General features: G+C 62.2%; 13 protein-coding genes and 1 tRNA gene. 4 read left to right on the forward strand and 10 right to left on the reverse strand.

From position 1 onward, the window contains the following. The 10 genes from mrdA to HGEM_RS05310 form a co-directional block, all read right to left on the reverse strand. Positions 1-2,055: a penicillin-binding protein 2 gene (mrdA, locus tag HGEM_RS05265; protein ID WP_019128368.1), complete on the reverse strand. Its 2,055-nt coding sequence runs from the start codon at positions 2,053-2,055 to the stop codon at positions 1-3. A 12-nt stretch (positions 2,056-2,067) separates the two neighbouring features. Then, positions 2,068-2,646, reverse strand: a complete 579-nt coding sequence (locus HGEM_RS05270) for a hypothetical protein (protein WP_035101369.1) — start codon at positions 2,644-2,646, stop codon at positions 2,068-2,070. Positions 2,647-2,655: 9 nt separating this feature from the next. Next, a complete protein-coding gene (gene mreC / locus HGEM_RS05275; protein ID WP_338081887.1) occupies positions 2,656-3,678 on the reverse strand; it encodes a rod shape-determining protein MreC in 1,023 nt (340 codons plus the stop codon). Positions 3,679-3,693: 15 nt separating this feature from the next. Continuing rightward, on the reverse strand, positions 3,694-4,725 hold the full coding sequence (mreB, locus tag HGEM_RS05280; protein ID WP_019128371.1) for a rod shape-determining protein: 1,032 nt from the start codon (positions 4,723-4,725) through the stop codon (positions 3,694-3,696). Positions 4,726-4,862: 137 nt separating this feature from the next. Next, a complete protein-coding gene (locus HGEM_RS05285) occupies positions 4,863-6,260 on the reverse strand; it encodes a tetratricopeptide repeat protein (protein WP_019128372.1) in 1,398 nt (465 codons plus the stop codon). A gap of 27 nt (positions 6,261-6,287) precedes the next feature. Beyond that, on the reverse strand, positions 6,288-6,839 hold the full coding sequence (locus HGEM_RS05290; RefSeq protein ID WP_019128373.1) for a peptidylprolyl isomerase: 552 nt from the start codon (positions 6,837-6,839) through the stop codon (positions 6,288-6,290). Positions 6,840-7,001: 162 nt separating this feature from the next. Beyond that, a complete protein-coding gene (locus HGEM_RS05295; protein ID WP_019128374.1) occupies positions 7,002-8,114 on the reverse strand; it encodes a zinc ribbon domain-containing protein in 1,113 nt (370 codons plus the stop codon). A 44-nt stretch (positions 8,115-8,158) separates the two neighbouring features. Further along, positions 8,159-10,834 (reverse strand): aconitate hydratase AcnA, encoded by a 2,676-nt coding sequence (acnA, locus tag HGEM_RS05300; protein WP_019128375.1) that lies wholly within the window; start codon positions 10,832-10,834, stop codon positions 8,159-8,161. A gap of 10 nt (positions 10,835-10,844) precedes the next feature. Beyond that, positions 10,845-13,721 carry an HAD-IC family P-type ATPase gene (locus HGEM_RS05305; RefSeq protein WP_420834427.1) on the reverse strand — a complete coding sequence of 959 codons (2,877 nt, stop codon included), beginning with the start codon at positions 13,719-13,721 and terminating at the stop codon, positions 10,845-10,847. Positions 13,722-13,965: 244 nt separating this feature from the next. Beyond that, positions 13,966-14,042, reverse strand: a tRNA-Arg gene (locus HGEM_RS05310). Between the two features lie 398 nt (positions 14,043-14,440). Between HGEM_RS05310 and aroF the strand changes: the two genes are divergently transcribed. The 4 genes from aroF to aroA all read left to right on the forward strand — a co-directional run bounded on the left by aroF (position 14,441) and on the right by aroA (position 18,982). Next, positions 14,441-15,463 (forward strand): 3-deoxy-7-phosphoheptulonate synthase, encoded by a 1,023-nt coding sequence (gene aroF, locus HGEM_RS05315; RefSeq protein ID WP_019128378.1) that lies wholly within the window; start codon positions 14,441-14,443, stop codon positions 15,461-15,463. Between the two features lie 3 nt (positions 15,464-15,466). Further along, positions 15,467-16,426, forward strand: a complete 960-nt coding sequence (locus tag HGEM_RS05320) for a prephenate dehydrogenase/arogenate dehydrogenase family protein (protein WP_019128379.1) — start codon at positions 15,467-15,469, stop codon at positions 16,424-16,426. 88 nt (positions 16,427-16,514) lie between these two features. Then, the gene (aroB, locus tag HGEM_RS05325) at positions 16,515-17,669 is read left to right on the forward strand and encodes a 3-dehydroquinate synthase (RefSeq protein WP_051008442.1); all 1,155 of its coding nucleotides are present in this window, start codon (positions 16,515-16,517) and stop codon (positions 17,667-17,669) included. Then, the gene (gene aroA / locus HGEM_RS05330) at positions 17,666-18,982 is read left to right on the forward strand and encodes a 3-phosphoshikimate 1-carboxyvinyltransferase (protein ID WP_019128381.1); all 1,317 of its coding nucleotides are present in this window, start codon (positions 17,666-17,668) and stop codon (positions 18,980-18,982) included. Before aroB ends, aroA begins: the two co-directional genes overlap by 4 nt. Position 18,983 lies beyond the last annotated feature (1 nt).

The following is an 18,983-nucleotide window of genomic DNA, read 5'->3' on the forward strand; positions in this document are numbered from 1 at the left end:
CTAGCGGGTCGTATCGCTGAACGAGACGGCAGCGTCGTCGGGCGAGTCGTAGATCACGCCTAGAACGTGGCGCACGGCGTGCAGCGAGGTCGTGGCGCCGTACCCGCCCTGTTCGACCAAGCTTGCTACAACGTATTTCGGGTCATCGGCCGGGGCGTACACGATGAACCAAGAGTAGGGATCCTCACCCGACTTCTCGCCCGTTCCGGTCTTGCCAGCAACGCGTACCGGCAGATTGGTGAAGTGCGCCGTCGTGCTCGGGGTCTCCTCATAGATGACGCCTTCAAGTGCGTCGTGCACGAGATCGAGCTCGCTCTGATCGTTCACCTCGGCGGTCAGACGCTCCTTCGTACCAGACTCGTTGTAGAGATAGGCATCGCCCTCGCCGTCGCGTGCGACGGCAGAGAGGAAGACATGCGGCGTGTATTCCAAGCCGTTCATGGCGATGCCGCCGTACCCCGTAGCCATCTGCAGCGGGGTGACCAAGATATCGCCCTGACCGATAACGATGTTCGTCATGTCTCCCGGGTTCCAAGCACGGTCCTCATCCGAATAACTTGAGAAGTACTCGTTCTTCCATTCAGCATCGGGCACGCGACCAGAGGCCTCGCTCGGCAGGTCAACACCGGTTTTGGAACCAAGGCCCCAGCGACGGAACATCTCCTGCAGGCCCTCGGGATTCTCCTCGTCGTAGTAGAAATCGTGGCCGATGTCGTAGAAGACCGGGTCGCATGAGTACACGATGCCGTTTCTAAGGTTCAACGGGCCATGGCCGCTGTGGTTCCAGCAGTACTTGCCGTACGCTTCGCCGTTGCCCGTCCACCAACCAGTGCAGTTGGTCGTTCGGGAAGACGAATAGATGCCATACTCAAGCCCGGCGAGCGCGGAGAACGCCTTGATGGTCGAGGCGGACATGTACTGACCGCCAACCGCACGGTTGAGCAGTGGGTTTTGCGACTCTTCGCTATTGAGCTGCGACCAGATGTCAGACGAGACGCCGCCAACGAAAACAGATGGATCGAAGGTGGGCGCGCTCGCCATGCCGAGGATCTCGCCGTTCGTGCAGTCAAGGCACACGCAGGCACCGCATTGCGCGTTGCCGTAGCCAGCCCGATGCGCAACCTCGATGGCGTACGCCAGACCGTCTTCGCAAGCCTTCTGAATATTCACGTCGATGGTGAGGCGGATATCGGAGCCTGCGCGTGCAGGTACCTCCCCAACCTGTCCGGTAACGTTGCCGGAAGCATCGATCGTCACCGTCTGCTCACCGCGAATGCCTTGGAGCAAGCGCTCGTAGCGGCTCTCGACGCCTGCCTGGCCCACCACGTCGCCGGATCGGTATTCGATGCTGCCCTCGGTCTGCTCGGCCTCCTCCTGCTCCTGGAGTTGCTCGGAGGTGATGGTGCCGGTGTATCCGAGTACATGGCAAGCGAGGGTGCCGTAAGGGTACTCACGCTCCGTGCGATCGGCAACGTAGACACCCGTGAACTCGCCAGCGTGCTCTTGGATGTAGGCAACGGTCGAGCGGCGCACATCGGTCGCGATCGTATGCTGGGCCTGCGCACCCTCGGTATTGTCCTGGATGTTACGGCGAACGGCCACATAGGGCATGCCCAAGACATTTGCCAAGTGGCGAACGAGAACGGGGTCGTCGGCAAGATCGCGATACGCGGTCACCGCGAGCGAGGCGCGATTGCGCACGAGCTCAACCCCGTTGCGGTCGAGGATGCGACCGCGAGGGGCGGATGTGGTCACGGTTCTCGTGCGATTGCTTACAGCAAGCTCGTCATAATAATCCGAGCTCACCATCTGCATGCTCCAGAGCTTGGAGATGAGTGTTGCGAACATCGCGCCAACGCCTACGGCAAGCAGGGTAAACCTTCCCTTATAGGCAAGCCCCTGCGTATTGCCCTCGCCCTCGGAGGCCTTCGGCTTGGTGCCGTTCTTGGTATCGAACGTGAATTTACCCGAGTAGCCCCTCATGATAAGGAGCGACCCGATGATGGCGGCGACGAGGACGGCGCCGGCTATGATGACGACAAGCTGGGCATCCATTCCTCACACCCCCTAGCGCAGGTTTCGCAATCGCTTGCCAGAAGAAGACGATTTAAAGCGCGTTCCGCCCTTCCCCTTAGCGGTGAAGCCCCCGCGCCCTTGGTTGGCACTTCCAGCAACCATGAGGAAGGGTACGGCGAGCGCGCAGCTCAGCAACGCGGACATGAGTCCGTGGGCACCGAGCGAGATGAGAATATCTCCCTCGTACCCCAAGAGCAGAAGACCGATGCCGTTGGCGAGGCACACGACGATCGAGAACACAAAGAAGAGACGAATCGACGTGCCCGAGAAACCCGTGGTGCCTGCATTGGAGACATGGGAGAGCGCAAACGACCCGATGGTGAGCAAGAGCGTCATGAGGCCTACGGGCACCGATGCGGTAAGGTCGTAGAACAGTCCCGCGAAGAACCCGACGTACACCGCACGGGGGGCGTTTCCCGTGAGCGCAAGGGTGCCGGCAAGCACCAGCATGGCATTGAAGCGCCCGCCAAAGATGGAAATCTGAGGTGAGAGCGCTACCTGAATCACGCAGGCGACGACCGCAAGCATGACGAGCGAGCGCTGGCTCGGACCCGAATCACGGAAATCCATGGCGCTCACCTACTCCCCATCCGAAGAGGAGCCGGAACCGTCTCCGTCGCCGCCACTGCTGGAGCCGGAGTTGCCTGTGGTTCCAGAAGATCCAGAGGAGCCTGAGCCGGATGTGCGCGACGTACCCTGCGGCGCATCGTTGGCCTGCGCCACCTCTTCATCGCTCGCCTGCTGACCAGAGTTGAGCGAGGTGATCACGAGAACCTCTTCGTTGTTCTCCGTATCCGATGAAGCGGGCGTGACGGTGATGGTGTAGTAGGTAGCATTCTCCTCGCGAACCACCGTAGAGACGGTACCGAGCGGGAGCCCCTTGGGATAGACCCCGCCGATGCCCGAAGTGACGATAATGTCGCCCTCTTGCACATCAGCATCGGTGGTAACGTATTCCAAGCGGAGGGTGCCGTCGGGCTGGCCCTGCAAGATGCCCTGCGCCCGCGTGCTCTGAACCATGGCCGAGACGCCGGAATTCTCGTCGGTGATAAGACGAACGGTAGAGGTATTGGCGGAAACCTCGATAATCTGGCCGATAACGCCTGCAGAATTGCAGACGGGCATATTGATGGCAAAACTATCGGAGGAACCCTTATCGATGGTCACTGTACGCGACCATGCATCGCTCGATTCGCCGATGATGCGAGCAGCCGTGGATTCGAGATTGTACGTTGACTGCAGCCCAAGGAGGCTCTCAAGCCGCGAGGCGGTCTCCTGGGCCTCCGAAAGTTCGGCAACCTGAGCAGTGAGTTCCTCGTTTTGCGCTTTGAGATCGGAGAGCGTCTCCTGGGAGGCAGTGAGGTTCGAGAAGACGTTGCCGAGTGCGTTGAAGGGGGAAGCAACAACCGAGCCGGCGTAGCGCACCGGGCTGGTGATCGTGGTCACCACGGAGCGCACCCCATGGATGGGGCCGGACTCCCCTTCACGGATGTAAAACGTGAGGAGCAGAATCGATATGACGCACAGAACAATGACGGGGCGCAGCCCCGTCGATTGTCTGCGATTGTTCAGGCTGGTGGAAAACCCCTGCGAGCGCGGCACGAACGATGTTCCCCCTTAGGCGTTGCTCTGGACGAACCCGCCATCGAAGGCATTGGCTTCGAGGACGCGCGCGCAGCCGTTGACCACGTTATCGAGCGCCGTAGGGCTCACGTTGACCGAGACACCCGTCTCATCGCGGAGAAGCACATCGAGGCCGCGCAGGAGCGCGCCGCCACCCGTGAGCAGGATGCCATAGTACATGAGGTCCGAGGCGAGGTCGGGCGGGGTGGCGTCGAGCGCGTCTTTCACGGCCTTGACCATCTCCTCGAGCGGCTTCTGCAGCGCGCGGCGAATCTCCTCGCTCTCGATGCGAACCGTCTTGGGCAGGCCGGTGATCACATCGCGGCCGTTGACCTCAACGTCGAGCTCGTCTTTGAGCGGCACGGCGGAACCGACCTTGATCTTGATGTCCTCAGCGGTGCGCTCACCGATCGCGAGGTTGTAGGCATCGCGCACGTGAGAGAGAATCGCTTGATCGAACTCATCGCCGGCAACGCGAATAGATTGCGAGACGACGATGCCGCCCATAGCGATGACAGCGACCTCGGTCGTGCCGCCACCGATATCGATGACCATCGAGCCCGTAGGCTCCTCAACAGGAAGGTCGGCACCGATGGCCGCGGCCATCGGCTCCTCGATGAGATAGGCCTGGCGGGCGCCGGCCGACATGGTAGCCTCGAAGACCGCGCGCTTCTCGACCGAGGTAACGCCCGACGGCACGCACACCACCACGCGCGGACGCGGAGTCCACGGGTAGCGCTTATCGGAAGCCTTGTCGATAAAGTAGCGAAGCATGGCCTCGGTGACATCGAAGTCTGCGATGACGCCGTCTTTGAGCGGGCGCACTGCCACGATATTGCCCGGCGTGCGGCCGAGCATGCGCTTCGCCTCGATACCGACCGCAAGGATGCGGTCATCATTCTTATCGATCGCAACGACGGAGGGCTCGCGTATCACGATGCCCTTCCCACGAACGGAGACCAGCGTGTTGGCGGTGCCCAGGTCTATGGCGAGGTCGCCTGCATACTGGCCAAACAGCATATCCATCAAAGAAAACAACGTTTCCCCTTATCACATTGCTCGAACGGCGCGCACGCGCGAATCTGGACAAAGTGTAGCCCACTCATCAACCAACCGATGATGGCGGCAGACGTATCTCGTCAAACACCACAAGAGCGCGATGCTTACTCCGCAGCTGCGCTCGATCCATCGGAAGCCGAACCCTGCGCGGTATCTACCGTGGAGCTCGATGCGGCATCGGTCTCGGCAGTGGTATCAGACGAGGAGGCCGAATCGGAAGCAGCGGTGTCTTCGTCGTAATGGAGATCGAAGGAGCTCACCACCCAACCGATATGGTTGTCGCTGCGCACGAAGGTCACATCGTACTGAGGGGTGCCGCCCAAAGGAAGCTCAACTGTAACAAGAGCCGTCGACTCAGTCATAGACTGGTCCATGTTGGTGATCGTTGCAGTCGCACCATCGGGGATCGAGGAGACGATCGACGCCTTGGCCGCATCAGAGAGGCCTGAGGCGAGATAGGCGTCCGTATCGCCCTCGTTAGCGGCAGCATCGAAAAGACCGTTCAGGGCATCCTGCTGCGAGGGGAATCCGAGCCCGCGCGTATAGGCGAAGGCAAGGCCGCCAGCAGCGAGGACGAGCAGCACGAGGAAGACGATGAAGACCTTGAGCCCCGTATGACGGTGCTTGCGGCGAATCTTCATCTGGCGCTTGTCCTCTTGGATCATCTCGGCCTCGGTCATCTTGAAGAAGCCGGTGTCGGAGGGATCGGGCATGAGCGCACCGGACTTACCGAGGGGGTCAAGCGGGTCGATCGTGTTATCGAGCCCGGAAGCACCTGCAGGCGCCATCGCATTGCGGGCAGAGGCAGCGTCGAGCGCATCCTGAGCGCGGCCGCGCGCTTCCTCCTGCTCGGGCGTGAGCTGATAGAGCCCATCGGCCGTAGCCTGACGGAACGCCTCGAGCGCCTCGGTGGGCCGGTTAGAGGCGGCGTAGGCACATCCGAGGCCTGCGTTGATCGAACGCGCGTCGTCACGAGGGCCGGCAAAATCGAGCGCCGTGCGGAACGATTCGATGGCGTCTCCCGGACGCCCGAGCTTCACAAAGCAGTCGCCAAGCTGGGCAAGGGCAGACGCGGGCGCAGGGTTTGCACCGTCGATCGCCGCTTGGCGAAACGCCGTGCCCGCCTCGGCAACGCGGTCCAGGGCAAGGAGCGCCCGGCCAAGGCCGAGCTGCGCTTTGTACGGGGTGGCATAGGTGCTGTCCTGGAGCGCCTCGGTGAAGCACCGGACGGCGCCCTCGTTATCGCCAATGGCAGAAAGAGCCTTGCCCTCATTCGTAAGAAGCGCGCCGCGCTTGCCATAAGCAGCGTCGTTCAGGGCGAGCGCATAGGCAGATGCCGCCTCGCGGGCCAAGCCGAGCTTCATAAGGGAGTTACCGCGAAGGTGGTCGACCTCGCCAGCAACCTCCGAGTTCTCCTTGCAGGCGGAAAACATCTGTGCAGCAGTGGAAAAATCGCCTGCGCGATAAGCGGCGCGGGCACGCTCGAGCAATTCTGCGTTCACGGGATTCTCCTTCGATGATGCGGCGGACTAGACGGCTTCGTGGACGATCTCGATGTGGCGGATCTCGTCTCCCGCGCGCAGCTGGCCGATAACCTCGAGCCCTTCGATCGTGGTGCCGAACACGGTGTAGCCGGAATCAAGATTATGCTGCGGGCCAAGGCAGAAGTAGAACTGCGACCCAGCGGAATCAGGATGCTGGGAGCGCGCCATGGCGAGCGCACCGTCAACATGGCTGTTGCGGGGGTTGGATGCAAATTCGGCCTTGATGCGCCAGCCGGGACCGCCGGTGCCAGGCATTCCGTCGGGCCCGGGCTTTCCCGCCGCAACATCCTCGCCGGACATGTCGCGCGTGTTGGGGTCGCCGCCCTGGATAACGAATCCCGGAACGTAACGATGGAACTTCAACCCGTCGTAGAACCCCATCGTGGCGAGCTCGCAGAAGTTGCCTACGTGTATGGGAGCGCCTTCGCCGTCGAGACGGACGCGGACGGTGCCCTTCGACGTCTCGAATACGGCCACTTCATCGCCCATAACGTCGTATTCAGGAGTATGCAGCTCAGGCTGAGCGAATCCAAACATCTCGTTCCTTCCGCAGTATCGTCATAATCGAGAATATTCTAGCAAGAACCTGCGCACTTCATCCTTTTGACAAAGTAGCCGCCGGAGCGGGTTGAATGCTCTGAAAGCTCATTGAACCGCGGCCGGAACCGAGAAACCCACCAACCTTGATCGCGCGCGAGGCTACTTCTCCTCAGGCTCCCACTCCGATACATGGGCATAGTAGTTATCGCGTGCCGTGTTTCCCGCTGCGCGCATGGGCCTCAAAATCTCGTCTTGATGCTGGGACATGCGCTCGCCATCTGGATAACTGAGTGAGACGTCCCAAGAGGCGCAGATGGCATCGATCCGTTCATACATCCATGCGGCGAGCTGACGCACGTTATCGCGGTCTTCCTCATAGGCAGAGCCTTCGGCAAGCTGCATGCTGTCAAGGTCGTCCATGATGGTTTGAAGCTCTTCCCGCAAATCGTAGGCACCGGTCGAGGCCTGCTGGCGGGCAGAGAGGCTCGACGAGAGGTACGAGGCGTTGAACGAATCGATGGCGTCGGCAAACCGCTCTCCCCCATTGATCGCAACGATGGCATCATAGGCCGCACTCAGGCGCTCAAAGGCAGCAGCATCGGAGAGGGCCTCGTCCTGGAGCGGCTCCGCCTGCGCATCGTCCGCGGAATCGCCTTCGGCATCTTCTGCTTGCTGGTCTTCGGTAGTCGATGATCCGCCCATGCCCGCTCGGCTCGGAAACATATCGCTCGCAGACTGCTGAACCCACGCGTAGACCGATGGCATCACACCCAAGGGGTCGAGCGCCACGAAGGCGGCACCACCACCTACAAGTGCGATGCACAGGAGTGAAAGCACGATCGCCTTGATGGGACGCTTGCGCTCGTGGTAGGGATCCGCATCGTTCGAACGGCCCTTGGCGCCGAGGTGGGCGTCAAGCTGGTTTCGATCGAGCACGTTGGTCGCACAAGGATCGAGGGAATCATTGAGCACGCTTCTCGCAGTGACCGGCTCAGCATGCGGAAGCTCAGCCTCGATCGCCGCCTGCGTGAGGCGCGGAAAGCTTGCGGTCTTTCCGGCTGCAAGATCGGACGCCGAGGCAGCCGTGGAGAGAATACCCGGCGCCGGACGACCGCATTTAGGGCACGTGCGGTCATGGGGAGAAAGCCTGGCGCCGCACCCGTCGCAGAACACGAGCCGCGGCCGGGCAGCGTCGGAAGCCACCTCAGCATGGCAATGGGGGCAAACGGTCGCGCCGTCGTCAATCGTCTTGAGGCAGTGCGGGCAAATCACCGGGAATTCGTCCTCCTTGTGGGTAGTGCGTTACAGGGTGCGATTTAGGATGTATGGGCGGTCGCGCGGCGAGACACGAGACCGTCGAGGACATACGGTAGGATACCACCGCTTGCGAGATATGCGCCCTCGGTGGGCGTGTCCACGCGCACGCGCACGGAAAACTCGGTAACGGTACCGTCCTCGGCGCGGGCGCGCACGCTTGTGGTCAAGGGTTCGGGCAGCCCCTGCGCAAGCGAGACGGCCCCGATGGAGAAGGTCTCGAGACCGGTGAGCCCAAGCGTCTCCGCCCCCTCGCCCGGCATGAACTCGAGTGGAAGGATGCCCATGCCGATAAGGTTCGACCGGTGAATCCGCTCGAAGCTCTCGGCGATGATGGCGCGAACGCCGAGAAGCGCCGGGCCCTTCGCAGCCCAGTCGCGCGATGAACCAGATCCGTACATCTTGCCCGCGATAACGACGAGCGGATGGTGAGCACGGCGCGCAGACTCAGCGGCATCGAAAATCGTCGCCTCTTCGCCCGTCACCGGGTCGACGGTCCAACCTCCTGTACGCTCCACGAGCTTGTTCTTGAGACGAATGTTCGCGAAGGTGCCCCGCATCATGACTTCATGGTTGCCGCGGCGGGCGCCGTAGGTGTTAAAGTCGGCATCCTCAACGCCGTGCGCGCGGAGATAGGCCGCCGCAGACGACGAGGGATCGATGGCACCCGCAGGAGAGATATGATCGGTGGTGATGAAATCGCCGAGAAGGGCTAGGCAACGGGCGTCCTCGATAGCAATCGAATCAGAGCGCAACGCGTCGTCCAAAAACGTGGGCCGGCGAACGTAGGTAGAGGCGTCATCCCACGAGAAGGTCTCCCCACGCGACGCATCGAGCGCGCTCCACGACTCATCCCCGCGGAATAGATCGTCATCGGAGCCTTTGAACAAGCTTTGGCTCACGAGCGAGCGTCGAAGTTGCTCGACCTCGCCCGCGTCAGGCATGAGATCGGCAAGCATGACGGGTCCCTGCGCTCCGGTGCACAGAGGCTCGCGCTCAAGGTCGATGTCTACCGTACCCGCGAGTGAAAGGGCGACAACGAGAGCGGGCGCGCAGAGATAGTTCTGAACGATGTCCGGCGAGATGCGGCCCTCGAAGTTCCTATTACCGGAAAGCACGCTCACCAGCTCGCACTCGCCCGCGATGCGACGCATGGGGTCGAAGAGGGGCCCAGAATTGCCGATGCAGCTCATGCAGCCCCAGCCGCACGTCGTAAACCCAAGCTCAGCCAACGGTTCAAGAAGGCCTGCGCGCGCCAAGAGCTCGGTCGTCGCATGCGAACCCGGAGCGAGCACCTTTTTCACCCAGGGAACCGGCTTGCAGCCAAGCTCTACCGCGCGGCGTGCAACAAGGCCGCAGGCGAGCATCATGTCGGGATCGGTCGCCGTTGTGCAGCTGGTGACCGCAGCGATGCCGATGGCGCCATGGCCCAGGGCATGCGTCTTCCCGCCGAATGACACATCGAAGCAATCGCCTACATGCCGGCCGTGCTCCGCCAGCGACGCCCTGAAGCGGGCTTGAAGTCCGCCCACGCCGAGCCGATCGTGGGGCCTGGAGGGCCCGGCGAGCGACGGTTCGACCGAACCAAGATCAAAGTCGATGATCTCCGAAAAGACCGGGGTTGCTGTGTCGGCGAGCAGGTTCTGGGCTTCCAGATATGCTCGGGCCAGCGAGCGCTCTGCCTTGGTGCGGCCAAAGGTGTCGAGCTGGCAGAGCGTAACGGCATCAGGCGGGAAGAAGGTGGCGGTGCAGCCGTACTCGGGAGTCATGTTGGCGATCGTCGCGCGCTGCGTAGCGGTGAGTGAGGCAACGCCGGGCCCGAAGCATTCCACGATCTTGCCCACCACACCACGCGAGCGCAGCAGCTCGGCAAACGAAAGTGCAGCGTCCATGGCGCTCACGCCAGCCCGTAGCTCACCGGTGAGGCGAAGCCCAACGACGGCGGGCACCATCATGGTGATGGGCTGGCCCAGCGCCGCGGCCTCGGCTTCGATGCCGCCCACGCCCCAACCGAGTACGCCCATGCCGTTGGCCGTGGGCGTATGCGAGTCCGTGCCAACGAGCGTATCGAAATAAGCGCACAAGCTACCATCGGGAGCGGCACCGCTCATGGCCACCGTGCAGAAACGCTCGATGTTGAGCTGGTGGCAGATGCCGCGCCCCGGGGGCACGATCGAGACGTTCTGAAAGCTCTCGGCACTCCACTTAAGGAACGAGAAGCGCTCTGCGTTGCGCTCCGCCTCGATGCGAGCGTTCTCACGCGCAGCCTCGCTGCAGGACACGACATCGGCAGTAACCGAATGGTCAACGACAAGAACGCAAGGAATTTGGGGGTTGACGAGCGTGGGGTCCGCGCCGCGGTCGGAGGCTGCATCGCGCATCGCGGCGAAGTCGACGAAAACGGGCACACCGGTGAAGTCCTGGAAGAGCACGCGCCCCGGCATGAATTCGATCTCCTCGCCCGAGCGGCCATCCCGGCCAGCTTCGACGATGCGGCTGGCGAACACGCGCGCCTCATCGGGCGTCCGCGCGCAGCGCAAGACGTTCTCGAGAAGGATCTTCAGGCTCACGGGCAGCGCTTCGCTTCCCGGTACCTCGGAAACATCGAAATAGCGGTACTCAGTCCCGTCGACGAGGAGGGCCTTTTCCGCGAAGCGCGGTTCTTGCGAGCTTGTCATGCTGCTCCCATCAGGAGGTAGGGGTATGGCCGTTTCCCATCCTACCGCGTCTGCGGGCGGGCATCTTCACGCGAATGCCCGAAGCCGATTTTGTTACAGAAACACCCGAGGAGCTCCTCGCGCCCTTCACACCACGCGCGCGAGCACTTCCATGCGCGCGTTCAGGTGCACGATGCATCTCGCGTGACTCTGAAGGTTCCGGCGCGGCGGAGCGGGGCGAAGCCGATTCGTCCAACGCCTCCTCGGCATGCGATTCTGCCCGTTCGAGCGCGCGGCGCTCTTGACGGCGCGTCATGGATGCATAGGCGCGCGTGATCGCTCGGCGAGCGGTGGAGCCGGTCGAAGTCACCTGCGACACTCCCCTGCGCCGGCGCGTGACCCTGACGCCGCGACCAAAGCCCGTCGCGAGCCTGGTGGTTTTAGGAGCCTGAGCGTCCATAGCACCAGCGAGCTTCATGAATAGGAGGCTGCAGGCCAAGGCAATGATCACGAGATAGACGACGAGGCCAAGCGAGAGCCGGGCGATAGAGAAGAAGTCGGGGAACGCCACCACGCCGATCACCAGACCGGAAACGATCGACGCGAAGAGAAGACGCCGGAGGAGCGTAAACGGCTGGGAGATGCGGAAGATGAGGCAGCAGCCTATGACGCTCGTCGTGACGAGGCACATGGTGGAAAGCGTCCGGTTATCGAGCCCGGCAAAGGCGGCTCCCATCATGCACAGGCAGGCGGCCACGACAACGGAAATCGATGCGGGAAGCGCGCGCTTGATAACGTTTACGAGGAAGCTTCCTTCAACGCGCGCCCTGTTCGCCTCGAGACCGAGCACGAAGCCGGGATAGCCGATGCAGAAGAAGTTGATGAGCGTCATCTGGATTGGCTGGAACGGGTATGGGGGGAACGCGATGCAGATCGCCGCGAGCCCCATGGAGAAGAGCGTCTTGGTGAGAAAGAGCGCAGCAGATCGCTGGAGGTTGTTGATTGCACGGCGGCCCTCGGCGACCACGGCGGGCATGCTCGCGAAATCATTGTCCACGAGCACGATCTCAGCGACGTTGCGGGCCGCATCGGAACCCGCTGCCATCGCCACAGAGCAGTCGGCTTCCTTAAGAGCGAGCACGTCGTTTACGCCGTCACCCGTCATGGCGACGGTGTGGCCACGCCGCTTGAGCGCCTGTACGAGCTCGCGCTTCTGCTGAGGCGTCACGCGGCCGAACACATGGTAGCGATCTACCGCGGCATCGATCTTGGCTGCGGTATCGAGTGTGGTGGCGTCCACATAGGCATCCGCACCGGGAACCCCAACGACCTGCGCGATACTCGAGACGGTCCGCGGGTCGTCGCCCGAGATGACATTGAGCTCGACGCCCTGCTCGCAGAAGTATCCGATGGTCTCGGCTGCTGAAGTACGGATTTCATCCCGAATGGTCACAAAGCCCACGGGGCGCGCGGTGCCCACCATCTCTCCGTCTTCGGTAAAGCCGTCCACATGCGCCACCACGAGCACACGGCAGGTGCTCGCCAGCTCTGCGACGCGCATCTCAACTTCAGCGAACTCCGCAGGCGCGAGCACGAACTGCGCCGCGCCCATAACAAACGCGCCCTCCGCGAAGGATGCTCCGCTCCACTTCTTCGCCGACGAGAACGGAACCACGCGCTCGGGCTTCCTTACGGGCACCTGGCTCTCGGCATAGAAATCGAGCAGCGCCTTACAGGTCTCGTTGGCATCGGCTGAGGTCGCGCGCGCCACGTTCGCCAGGGCGAAATCGAGCACCGACACCTCCCGCGGCAGGAGCTCCGCGGCGTCCCGGGCAACGGACCCCTCAACAGGCAACGGATACGTGCCCTCGACCGTCATGCGCCCCGAGGTAATGGTTCCCGTCTTGTCGAGGCAGAGCACGTCCACGCGGGCAAGCGTTTCGATGCAGTAGAGCTGCTGGGCAAGCACGTTCTTGCGGGCGAGGCGAATGGTTGCGATGGCGAGCACCGACGAGGTGAGAAGCACGAGCCCTTGCGGGATCATGCCGAGAAGGGCGCCCGTGACGGAAAGGATCTCGTCCGAGGGCACGTGCCCTTGCGCAAGCTCTCCGGTGAACCAGCCCCACAGGCCCGTTCCCGGCGCACCGGCCTCCACATAGCTTTCCGAAAGACTCGAGATGAAAAGCGCGATGCCGAGCGGCAGCATGATGACGCTCGCAAACCGCACGATAACGTTCAGGGTATTCAGAATCTCGGAGTTGACCTTCTTGACATACTTGGCCTCATTATTGATCTTGGCCACGTAGTTCTCGGCGCCCACATGGATAACCCGCGCGTACACGAGGCCCGAATCAAGGAAGCTGCCGCTCATGAGCTCGTCGCCCGTTGTCTTTTTGATGAGGTCGCTCTCACCGGTGAGCAAGCTCTCGTTCACCTGCGCCTCACCGTCAACCACGATGGCGTCGGCGGGAATCTGGTCGCCGCGCCCAAGCTTGACGAGGTCGTCGATCACGATCTGGTCGAGATCGAGCTCAACCTCGCGGCCATCGCGAATGACGCGCGCCTTCTTGGTGGCAAGGAGCGTGAGTTTGTCCACCATGCGCTTAGAGCGCAGCGACTGCACGACGCCGATGCCCGTGTTGAGAAAGACGATGGCGAGGAAGGTGAGGTTTTTGAACGAACCTGCGATGATCACAAGGATTGCGAGAACGAGGTTGATGAGATTGAAGAGCGTGAAAAGGTTGTCGGCAATGAGCTCTCGAACCGATTTGGTCTTGAGCTCCATATTGACGTTAACGCGGCCTTGTTCGATGCGTTCGGACACCTCGGAGGCGGTAAGGCCGGAAAGGGGCCCATCCTCTGGCGAGCCCATGGCTCCAACTGCTCTCTCTTCGGCTTCTTGAGCCATGGCGTCTCCCCACAACACGTTCAGCACATGAACCGCGCCCATACGCGGGCACGATAAGCTCTTAATACTAACGTGCCATTGTATGCCCCGTGCAAAGCACGGACAAACACAGCATCAGGCACAACCATCGCATCCCCACGGCGGAAATCCTCAGAAACCCGGTTACCGCGAACCGCTGTGAGGGCGCCCCACGCTCTTGTAAAGAAAAACCCGGGCCGCGTGAAGCAACCCGGGTTGACCAATCTGGTGTCCCTTACAGGATTCGAACCTGCGGCCTTCTGCTCCGGAGGCAGACGCTCTAATCCACTGAGCTAAAGGGACGAAGCACCATGCATTATACCCAAACGCAGCGCGCGGGCAACTTTGAATCGGCTGCAGGGGGAACCATAGAACACGCGAGCACGGTGAGCGCGCCGTGAAAGGCGCGCCGCAGCAAAGGCGTACCGCGGCAAAAGGTGTACATGAGCGTCACAAAACAGGTAAAAACGTAAGAATTTTGACGCTCGTGTACACCTTTTGCGACCAAGAAGGCCGCCCCCGCCCTGCGCGAAGGACGGGTTGAAAGCCCTGCAAAACCCAAAGGAGCACCTCGCCAGCACCTTCTGTAACGAGATGATGCCGCGCCGCACCCTGCCCGCCCATACGTTCGCCTTGGTATACAATATGACGACTTATCCCGCGCCAAAGCTGGCGCAACCACGGCAAAGCCAGGAGACGACATGATTGCCATCCTCAAGAAGAATGCCGACGAGAGCGCTGTTTGCCACCTCGTCAGTTGGATAGAAAAGAAGGGCTTGGAGGCTCATGTGAGCCAAGGAACCGATGAGCTGATCATCGGCCTCGTGGGCGATACCACCAAGATCGACCCCTTCTTGCTCGAGAGCATGGACATCGTGGAGCGCGTGCAGCGCGTCTCTGAGCCCTTCAAGAAAGCCAACCGCAAGTTCCACCCCACCGACACCGTAGTGGACTGCGGCTTTGACGTAAAGATCGGCGGTGGAAACTTCCAGGTAATCGCCGGCCCCTGCTCGGTGGAGGGCGAGAACCTCATCCGCATCGCCCGACGCGTGAAGGCCGCAGGGGCAACGATGCTTCGAGGCGGAGCCTATAAGCCGCGTACGAGCCCGTATGCCTACCAAGGCATGGGAGCCGAAGGCCTCGACCTCCTCTGCGAGGCGCGCGCCGAGCTCGACATGCCTATCGTCACCGAAATCATGGACCCACGTGACGTCCAGCTCTTCCTCGACAAGAAGATCGACGTCATGCAGATCGGCGCACGGAATGCCCAGAACTTCCCGCTGCTCAAGGAGGTTGGCAAGACGCAGACGCCGGTCCTCTTGAAGCGCGGCATGTCCGGCACCATCGACGAGCTCCTCATGGCAGCCGAGTACATCATGAGCGAGGGCAACGACAACGTGATCCTCTGCGAGCGCGGCATCCGCACGTTCGAGACGCGCACACGAAACACCTTCGACCTGAACGCGGTGCCCGTGCTCCACTACCTCTCGCACTTGCCCGTCGTTGCCGACCCGAGCCACGCGACCGGCTACACCCGCTACGTGGAGCCCATGGCTCTCGCCGCCACCGCCGCGGGCGCGGACGGCCTCGAGATCGAGGTCCACGACGACCCGAGCCACGCGTGGTCCGACGGCGCGCAGGCCCTCACGCCCGATATGTTCGACGACGTCATGCGCCGCATCCAGATCATCCGTGAGGCGATCACCCCGGAAGCGAGCGCATAGGCCATGGCAGAACAGCAGGAGGAGCAGGTGGAACGGGAACAGGGAATAACCGCTGCGGATGCACCCCGCAATGCGGCTTGCCGCAGCATGTGCGTAGGCATTGTAGGCCTCGGCCTTATCGGCGGAAGCTTCGCCCGTGCGTACCGCTCGCTCGGAGCCACGGTTTATGCCCTCGACACCGACCGAGACACGATGGACGCTTCCATGATCGAGACGGTTGAGGCACCGCTCGACGATGCGTCCATCCCCTCCTGCGACCTCATCATCCTCGCTGCCTATCCGCAAGCGTGCATCGAATGGCTTGAGGAACATGCCAAAATACTCGGGCGCATCTCTGACCCAGATACCTCACGCGGCCCTATCGTTATCGATACTGCTGGCGTGAAGGAGGCCGTCTGCGCACGCGCTTTCGAGCTTGCCCGCGTGAACGGCTTCGCGTTCGTGGGCACGCACCCCATGGCCGGCACGCAGTTCTCCGGCTTCGCGCATGCGCGCGCGGACCTTTTCCGCGGCGCGCCCATGGTCCTCGTTCCGCCCGAAACCGATGATGCCCGCCGCCTCACCTTGCTCGACCGCGTCCACACGCTCCTTGCCCCCGTAGGGTTCGGTAGCTTTAGCGTCACGAGCCCCGAGGAGCACGATCGCGTCATCGCGTTCACGAGCCAGCTTGCGCACGTCGTTTCAAACGCCTACGTGAAAAGCCCCACGGCACGCGCGCACCACGGATTTTCCGCGGGAAGCTATCGCGACCTCACGCGCGTGGCGCACCTGAACCCCGGCATGTGGGCCGAACTCATGATGGACGACGCGAAGAACCTATCCCAAGAGATCGCTTCGCTCATCGAGGCTCTCGACGCATACCGCCTCGCCCTCGATGCAGGTGACCGCGACCGGCTGCGCATGCTGCTCGCTGAAGGCGACCGCATCAAGCGCGCGCTCGATGACGAGGCGTCAAGCGCCTAACGTACACGCGCATCTATCTGGCACCGCCCCCGGGTACACGGGCATGGCCCACGCCGAAGCCATCGGCCACCTCGATTGGAGCTTTCCTATGTATACGATCGATATCAACTGCTCGTCGCCGTATCGCGTGCATATCGGCACGATGCTCCTCGAGCAGTCCGGCGAGCTCATTCGCGACGCATGCAGGGGCTCGCGTGCCGCCGTCATCACCGATACGAACGTGGGGCCGCTCTACGCGCACATCGTGACCAAGAGCCTCGCCGAGGCGGGCTACACTACGTGCGTCCACATGTTCGAAGCGGGGGAAGAGCACAAGCGGGCAGACACTCTTATCGAAATCCTTGAGTTTATTGCCGAAAACGAACTCGGTCGCAAGGATGTGGTCGTGGCCCTTGGTGGAGGCGTGGTCGGAGATGTAGCCGGCTTCGCCGCAGCGACCTACATGCGCGGCATACGGTTCGCCCAGATTCCCACGAGCCTTTTGGCCATGGTCGATTCTTCAGTGGGCGGAAAGACCGCCATCGACCTTGCAGCGGGCAAGAACCTTGCAGGCGCCTTCTGGCAGCCGAGCATCGTCATCGCCGACGTGGGTTGCCTCGGCACCCTCACAGCAGAGCAGCTTTCCGACGGCTGCGGGGAGATCGTCAAGCACGGTGTCATCTGCGACGCCGCGCTCTTCAGCCAACTGGAGCAGACACCGCTCACCCAAGAGCTCCTTACGCAGAATCTCGGCCTTGTTGCCGCGATTATCGCACGCAACATCGAGATCAAGCGCGATGTGGTCGTAGCGGATGAGCGCGAATCGGGCTTGAGGAAGCTCCTCAACTTCGGCCATAGCGCGGGCCATGCTATCGAAGCGCTCGAAGCGTATCAGCTGGGACATGGGAACTGCGTCGCATTGGGCATGGGCATCATCGCGCGGGCAGCAGCTGCGCGAGGGGTATGTGACGAGACCGTGCCTCAGCGTATCGGGGACCTCGTTCGTCGCCATGGGCTCGCCACCTCGTGCCGATGGGATGCAGAGCAGATCTTTGCCGAAGCTCTCCACGATAAAAAACGGCAAGGATACTCCATCGATGTCGTCCTCCCCCACGAGATCGGCTCGTGTTCGATCGAGACGATGGACTTGCAGGAGTTCAGGGACTTTCTCTATGACGGGCTCTCTTCCGCAGCGAACGCGCCCGCCGTACCAGATAAAGCACCCGCAGACAACGACCGTATTGGAGAGGAAGCCTCTCGATGATCGCTCGCATCGCTCCGGCACATCTTGCCGGCACCGTATCCGCCATTGCCTCGAAGTCCGTCGCACACCGCCTCATCATCGCCGCCGCGCTGGCCAACGGCGTGACCGACGTGACCTGCAACACCTCCTGCGCCGATATCGAGGCAACGATTCGCTGTCTTGAAGCGTTTGGCGCAAAGGTGGAGCGGGCGGAGCAGGGATTGCGCGTCCACCCCATACCCAAGAGCCAAGAGCACGGAATCCTGCGCGCACTGGCTGGGGCTACACTCGATTGCGGTGAATCTGGTTCCACGCTTCGTTTCATGCTTCCCGTAGCCTGCGCACTTGGCGCAGACGCAACCTTCACCGGTGCCGGGAGGCTGGGAGAGCGACCGCTCTCCCCTCTCGCCGAGGAGCTCATCGCCGCAGGATGCGACCTTCAGGGCCTTGGCAGCCTTCCGCTCACCACGAAAGGGCGCCTGCGAGCGGGAACGTTCAAGCTTCCCGGCAATGTAAGCTCCCAGTACATATCGGGCCTGCTTCTTGCGCTTCCGATTCTTGGTCAGCCGAGTGTCATCGAGGTCACGGGGACCATCGAGAGCAAGCCCTACATCGCCCTCACGCTTCAGGCGCTCGAAACCTTCGGGGTATCCGTTCGCGTTGAGACGGGAGCGGCGCTCGACGGTCAACCGCGCACGCGCTACCTGCTCGACGGAAGCCCCTACCGCACCCCCGGTAGCGTTTCCGTCGAGGGCGATTGGTCCAATGCCGCTTTTTGGCTATGCGCCGGTGCGATGGGCACAGAATGCATCACCGTCAGCGGCCTCTCGCTTTCCTCGGCACAAGGGGACCGCAATGTCCTGGCCGCCCTCTCGTGCTTTGGCGCGCGCATCCGCCGTTCGACGGGCGCTGCGACGGTGCAACCTGGCACGCTCCATGGTTTCACGCTCAGCGCGCGCGATGTGCCGGATCTGGTACCCGTCCTTTCGGCCGTAGCTTCGGTAGCAAAGGGAACGACGGTGATCCGCGATTGCTCGCGTTTGCGCATCAAGGAATCCGATCGCCTTCAAACGACCACGAAAGAGCTGTGCAACCTCGGGGCGCGGGTCAGGATTGTTGACGACGACCTCGTCATCGAAGGTGTCGATGAGCTTTCCGGCGGGGTGGTGTGCGCCCATAACGACCATCGCATCGCCATGATGGCCGCCGTCGCAGCGACGCGTTCGAGCGAGCCGGTCGAGATCCACGGAGCAGAGGCCGTGAACAAGTCGTATCCGCTGTTCTTCGAGCATTATCGGGCTCTTGGCGGCTCGGTAGCGTTGAGCGAGGAGTGAT

The organism is Enorma massiliensis phI (assembly GCF_000311845.1).
Classification (GTDB): Bacteria; Actinomycetota; Coriobacteriia; order Coriobacteriales; family Coriobacteriaceae; genus Enorma; species Enorma massiliensis.

What these genes read in the sequence shown, in the direction of transcription:
- HGEM_RS05305 (WP_420834427.1), bottom strand. Translation starts at nt 13,721, where the DNA reads ATGGCTCAAGAAGCCGAAGAGAGAGCAGTTGGAGCCATGGGCTCGCCA.
- mreB (WP_019128371.1), bottom strand. Translation starts at nt 4,725, where the DNA reads ATGGATATGCTGTTTGGCCAGTATGCAGGCGACCTCGCCATAGACCTG.
- aroF (WP_019128378.1), top strand. Translation starts at nt 14,441, where the DNA reads ATGATTGCCATCCTCAAGAAGAATGCCGACGAGAGCGCTGTTTGCCAC.
- mrdA (WP_019128368.1), bottom strand. Translation starts at nt 2,055, where the DNA reads ATGGATGCCCAGCTTGTCGTCATCATAGCCGGCGCCGTCCTCGTCGCC.
- aroA (WP_019128381.1), top strand. Translation starts at nt 17,666, where the DNA reads ATGATCGCTCGCATCGCTCCGGCACATCTTGCCGGCACCGTATCCGCC.
- HGEM_RS05320 (WP_019128379.1), top strand. Translation starts at nt 15,467, where the DNA reads ATGGCAGAACAGCAGGAGGAGCAGGTGGAACGGGAACAGGGAATAACC.
- HGEM_RS05290 (WP_019128373.1), bottom strand. Translation starts at nt 6,839, where the DNA reads ATGTTTGGATTCGCTCAGCCTGAGCTGCATACTCCTGAATACGACGTT.
- aroB (WP_051008442.1), top strand. Translation starts at nt 16,515, where the DNA reads ATGTATACGATCGATATCAACTGCTCGTCGCCGTATCGCGTGCATATC.
- HGEM_RS05270 (WP_035101369.1), bottom strand. Translation starts at nt 2,646, where the DNA reads ATGGATTTCCGTGATTCGGGTCCGAGCCAGCGCTCGCTCGTCATGCTT.
- acnA (WP_019128375.1), bottom strand. Translation starts at nt 10,834, where the DNA reads ATGACAAGCTCGCAAGAACCGCGCTTCGCGGAAAAGGCCCTCCTCGTC.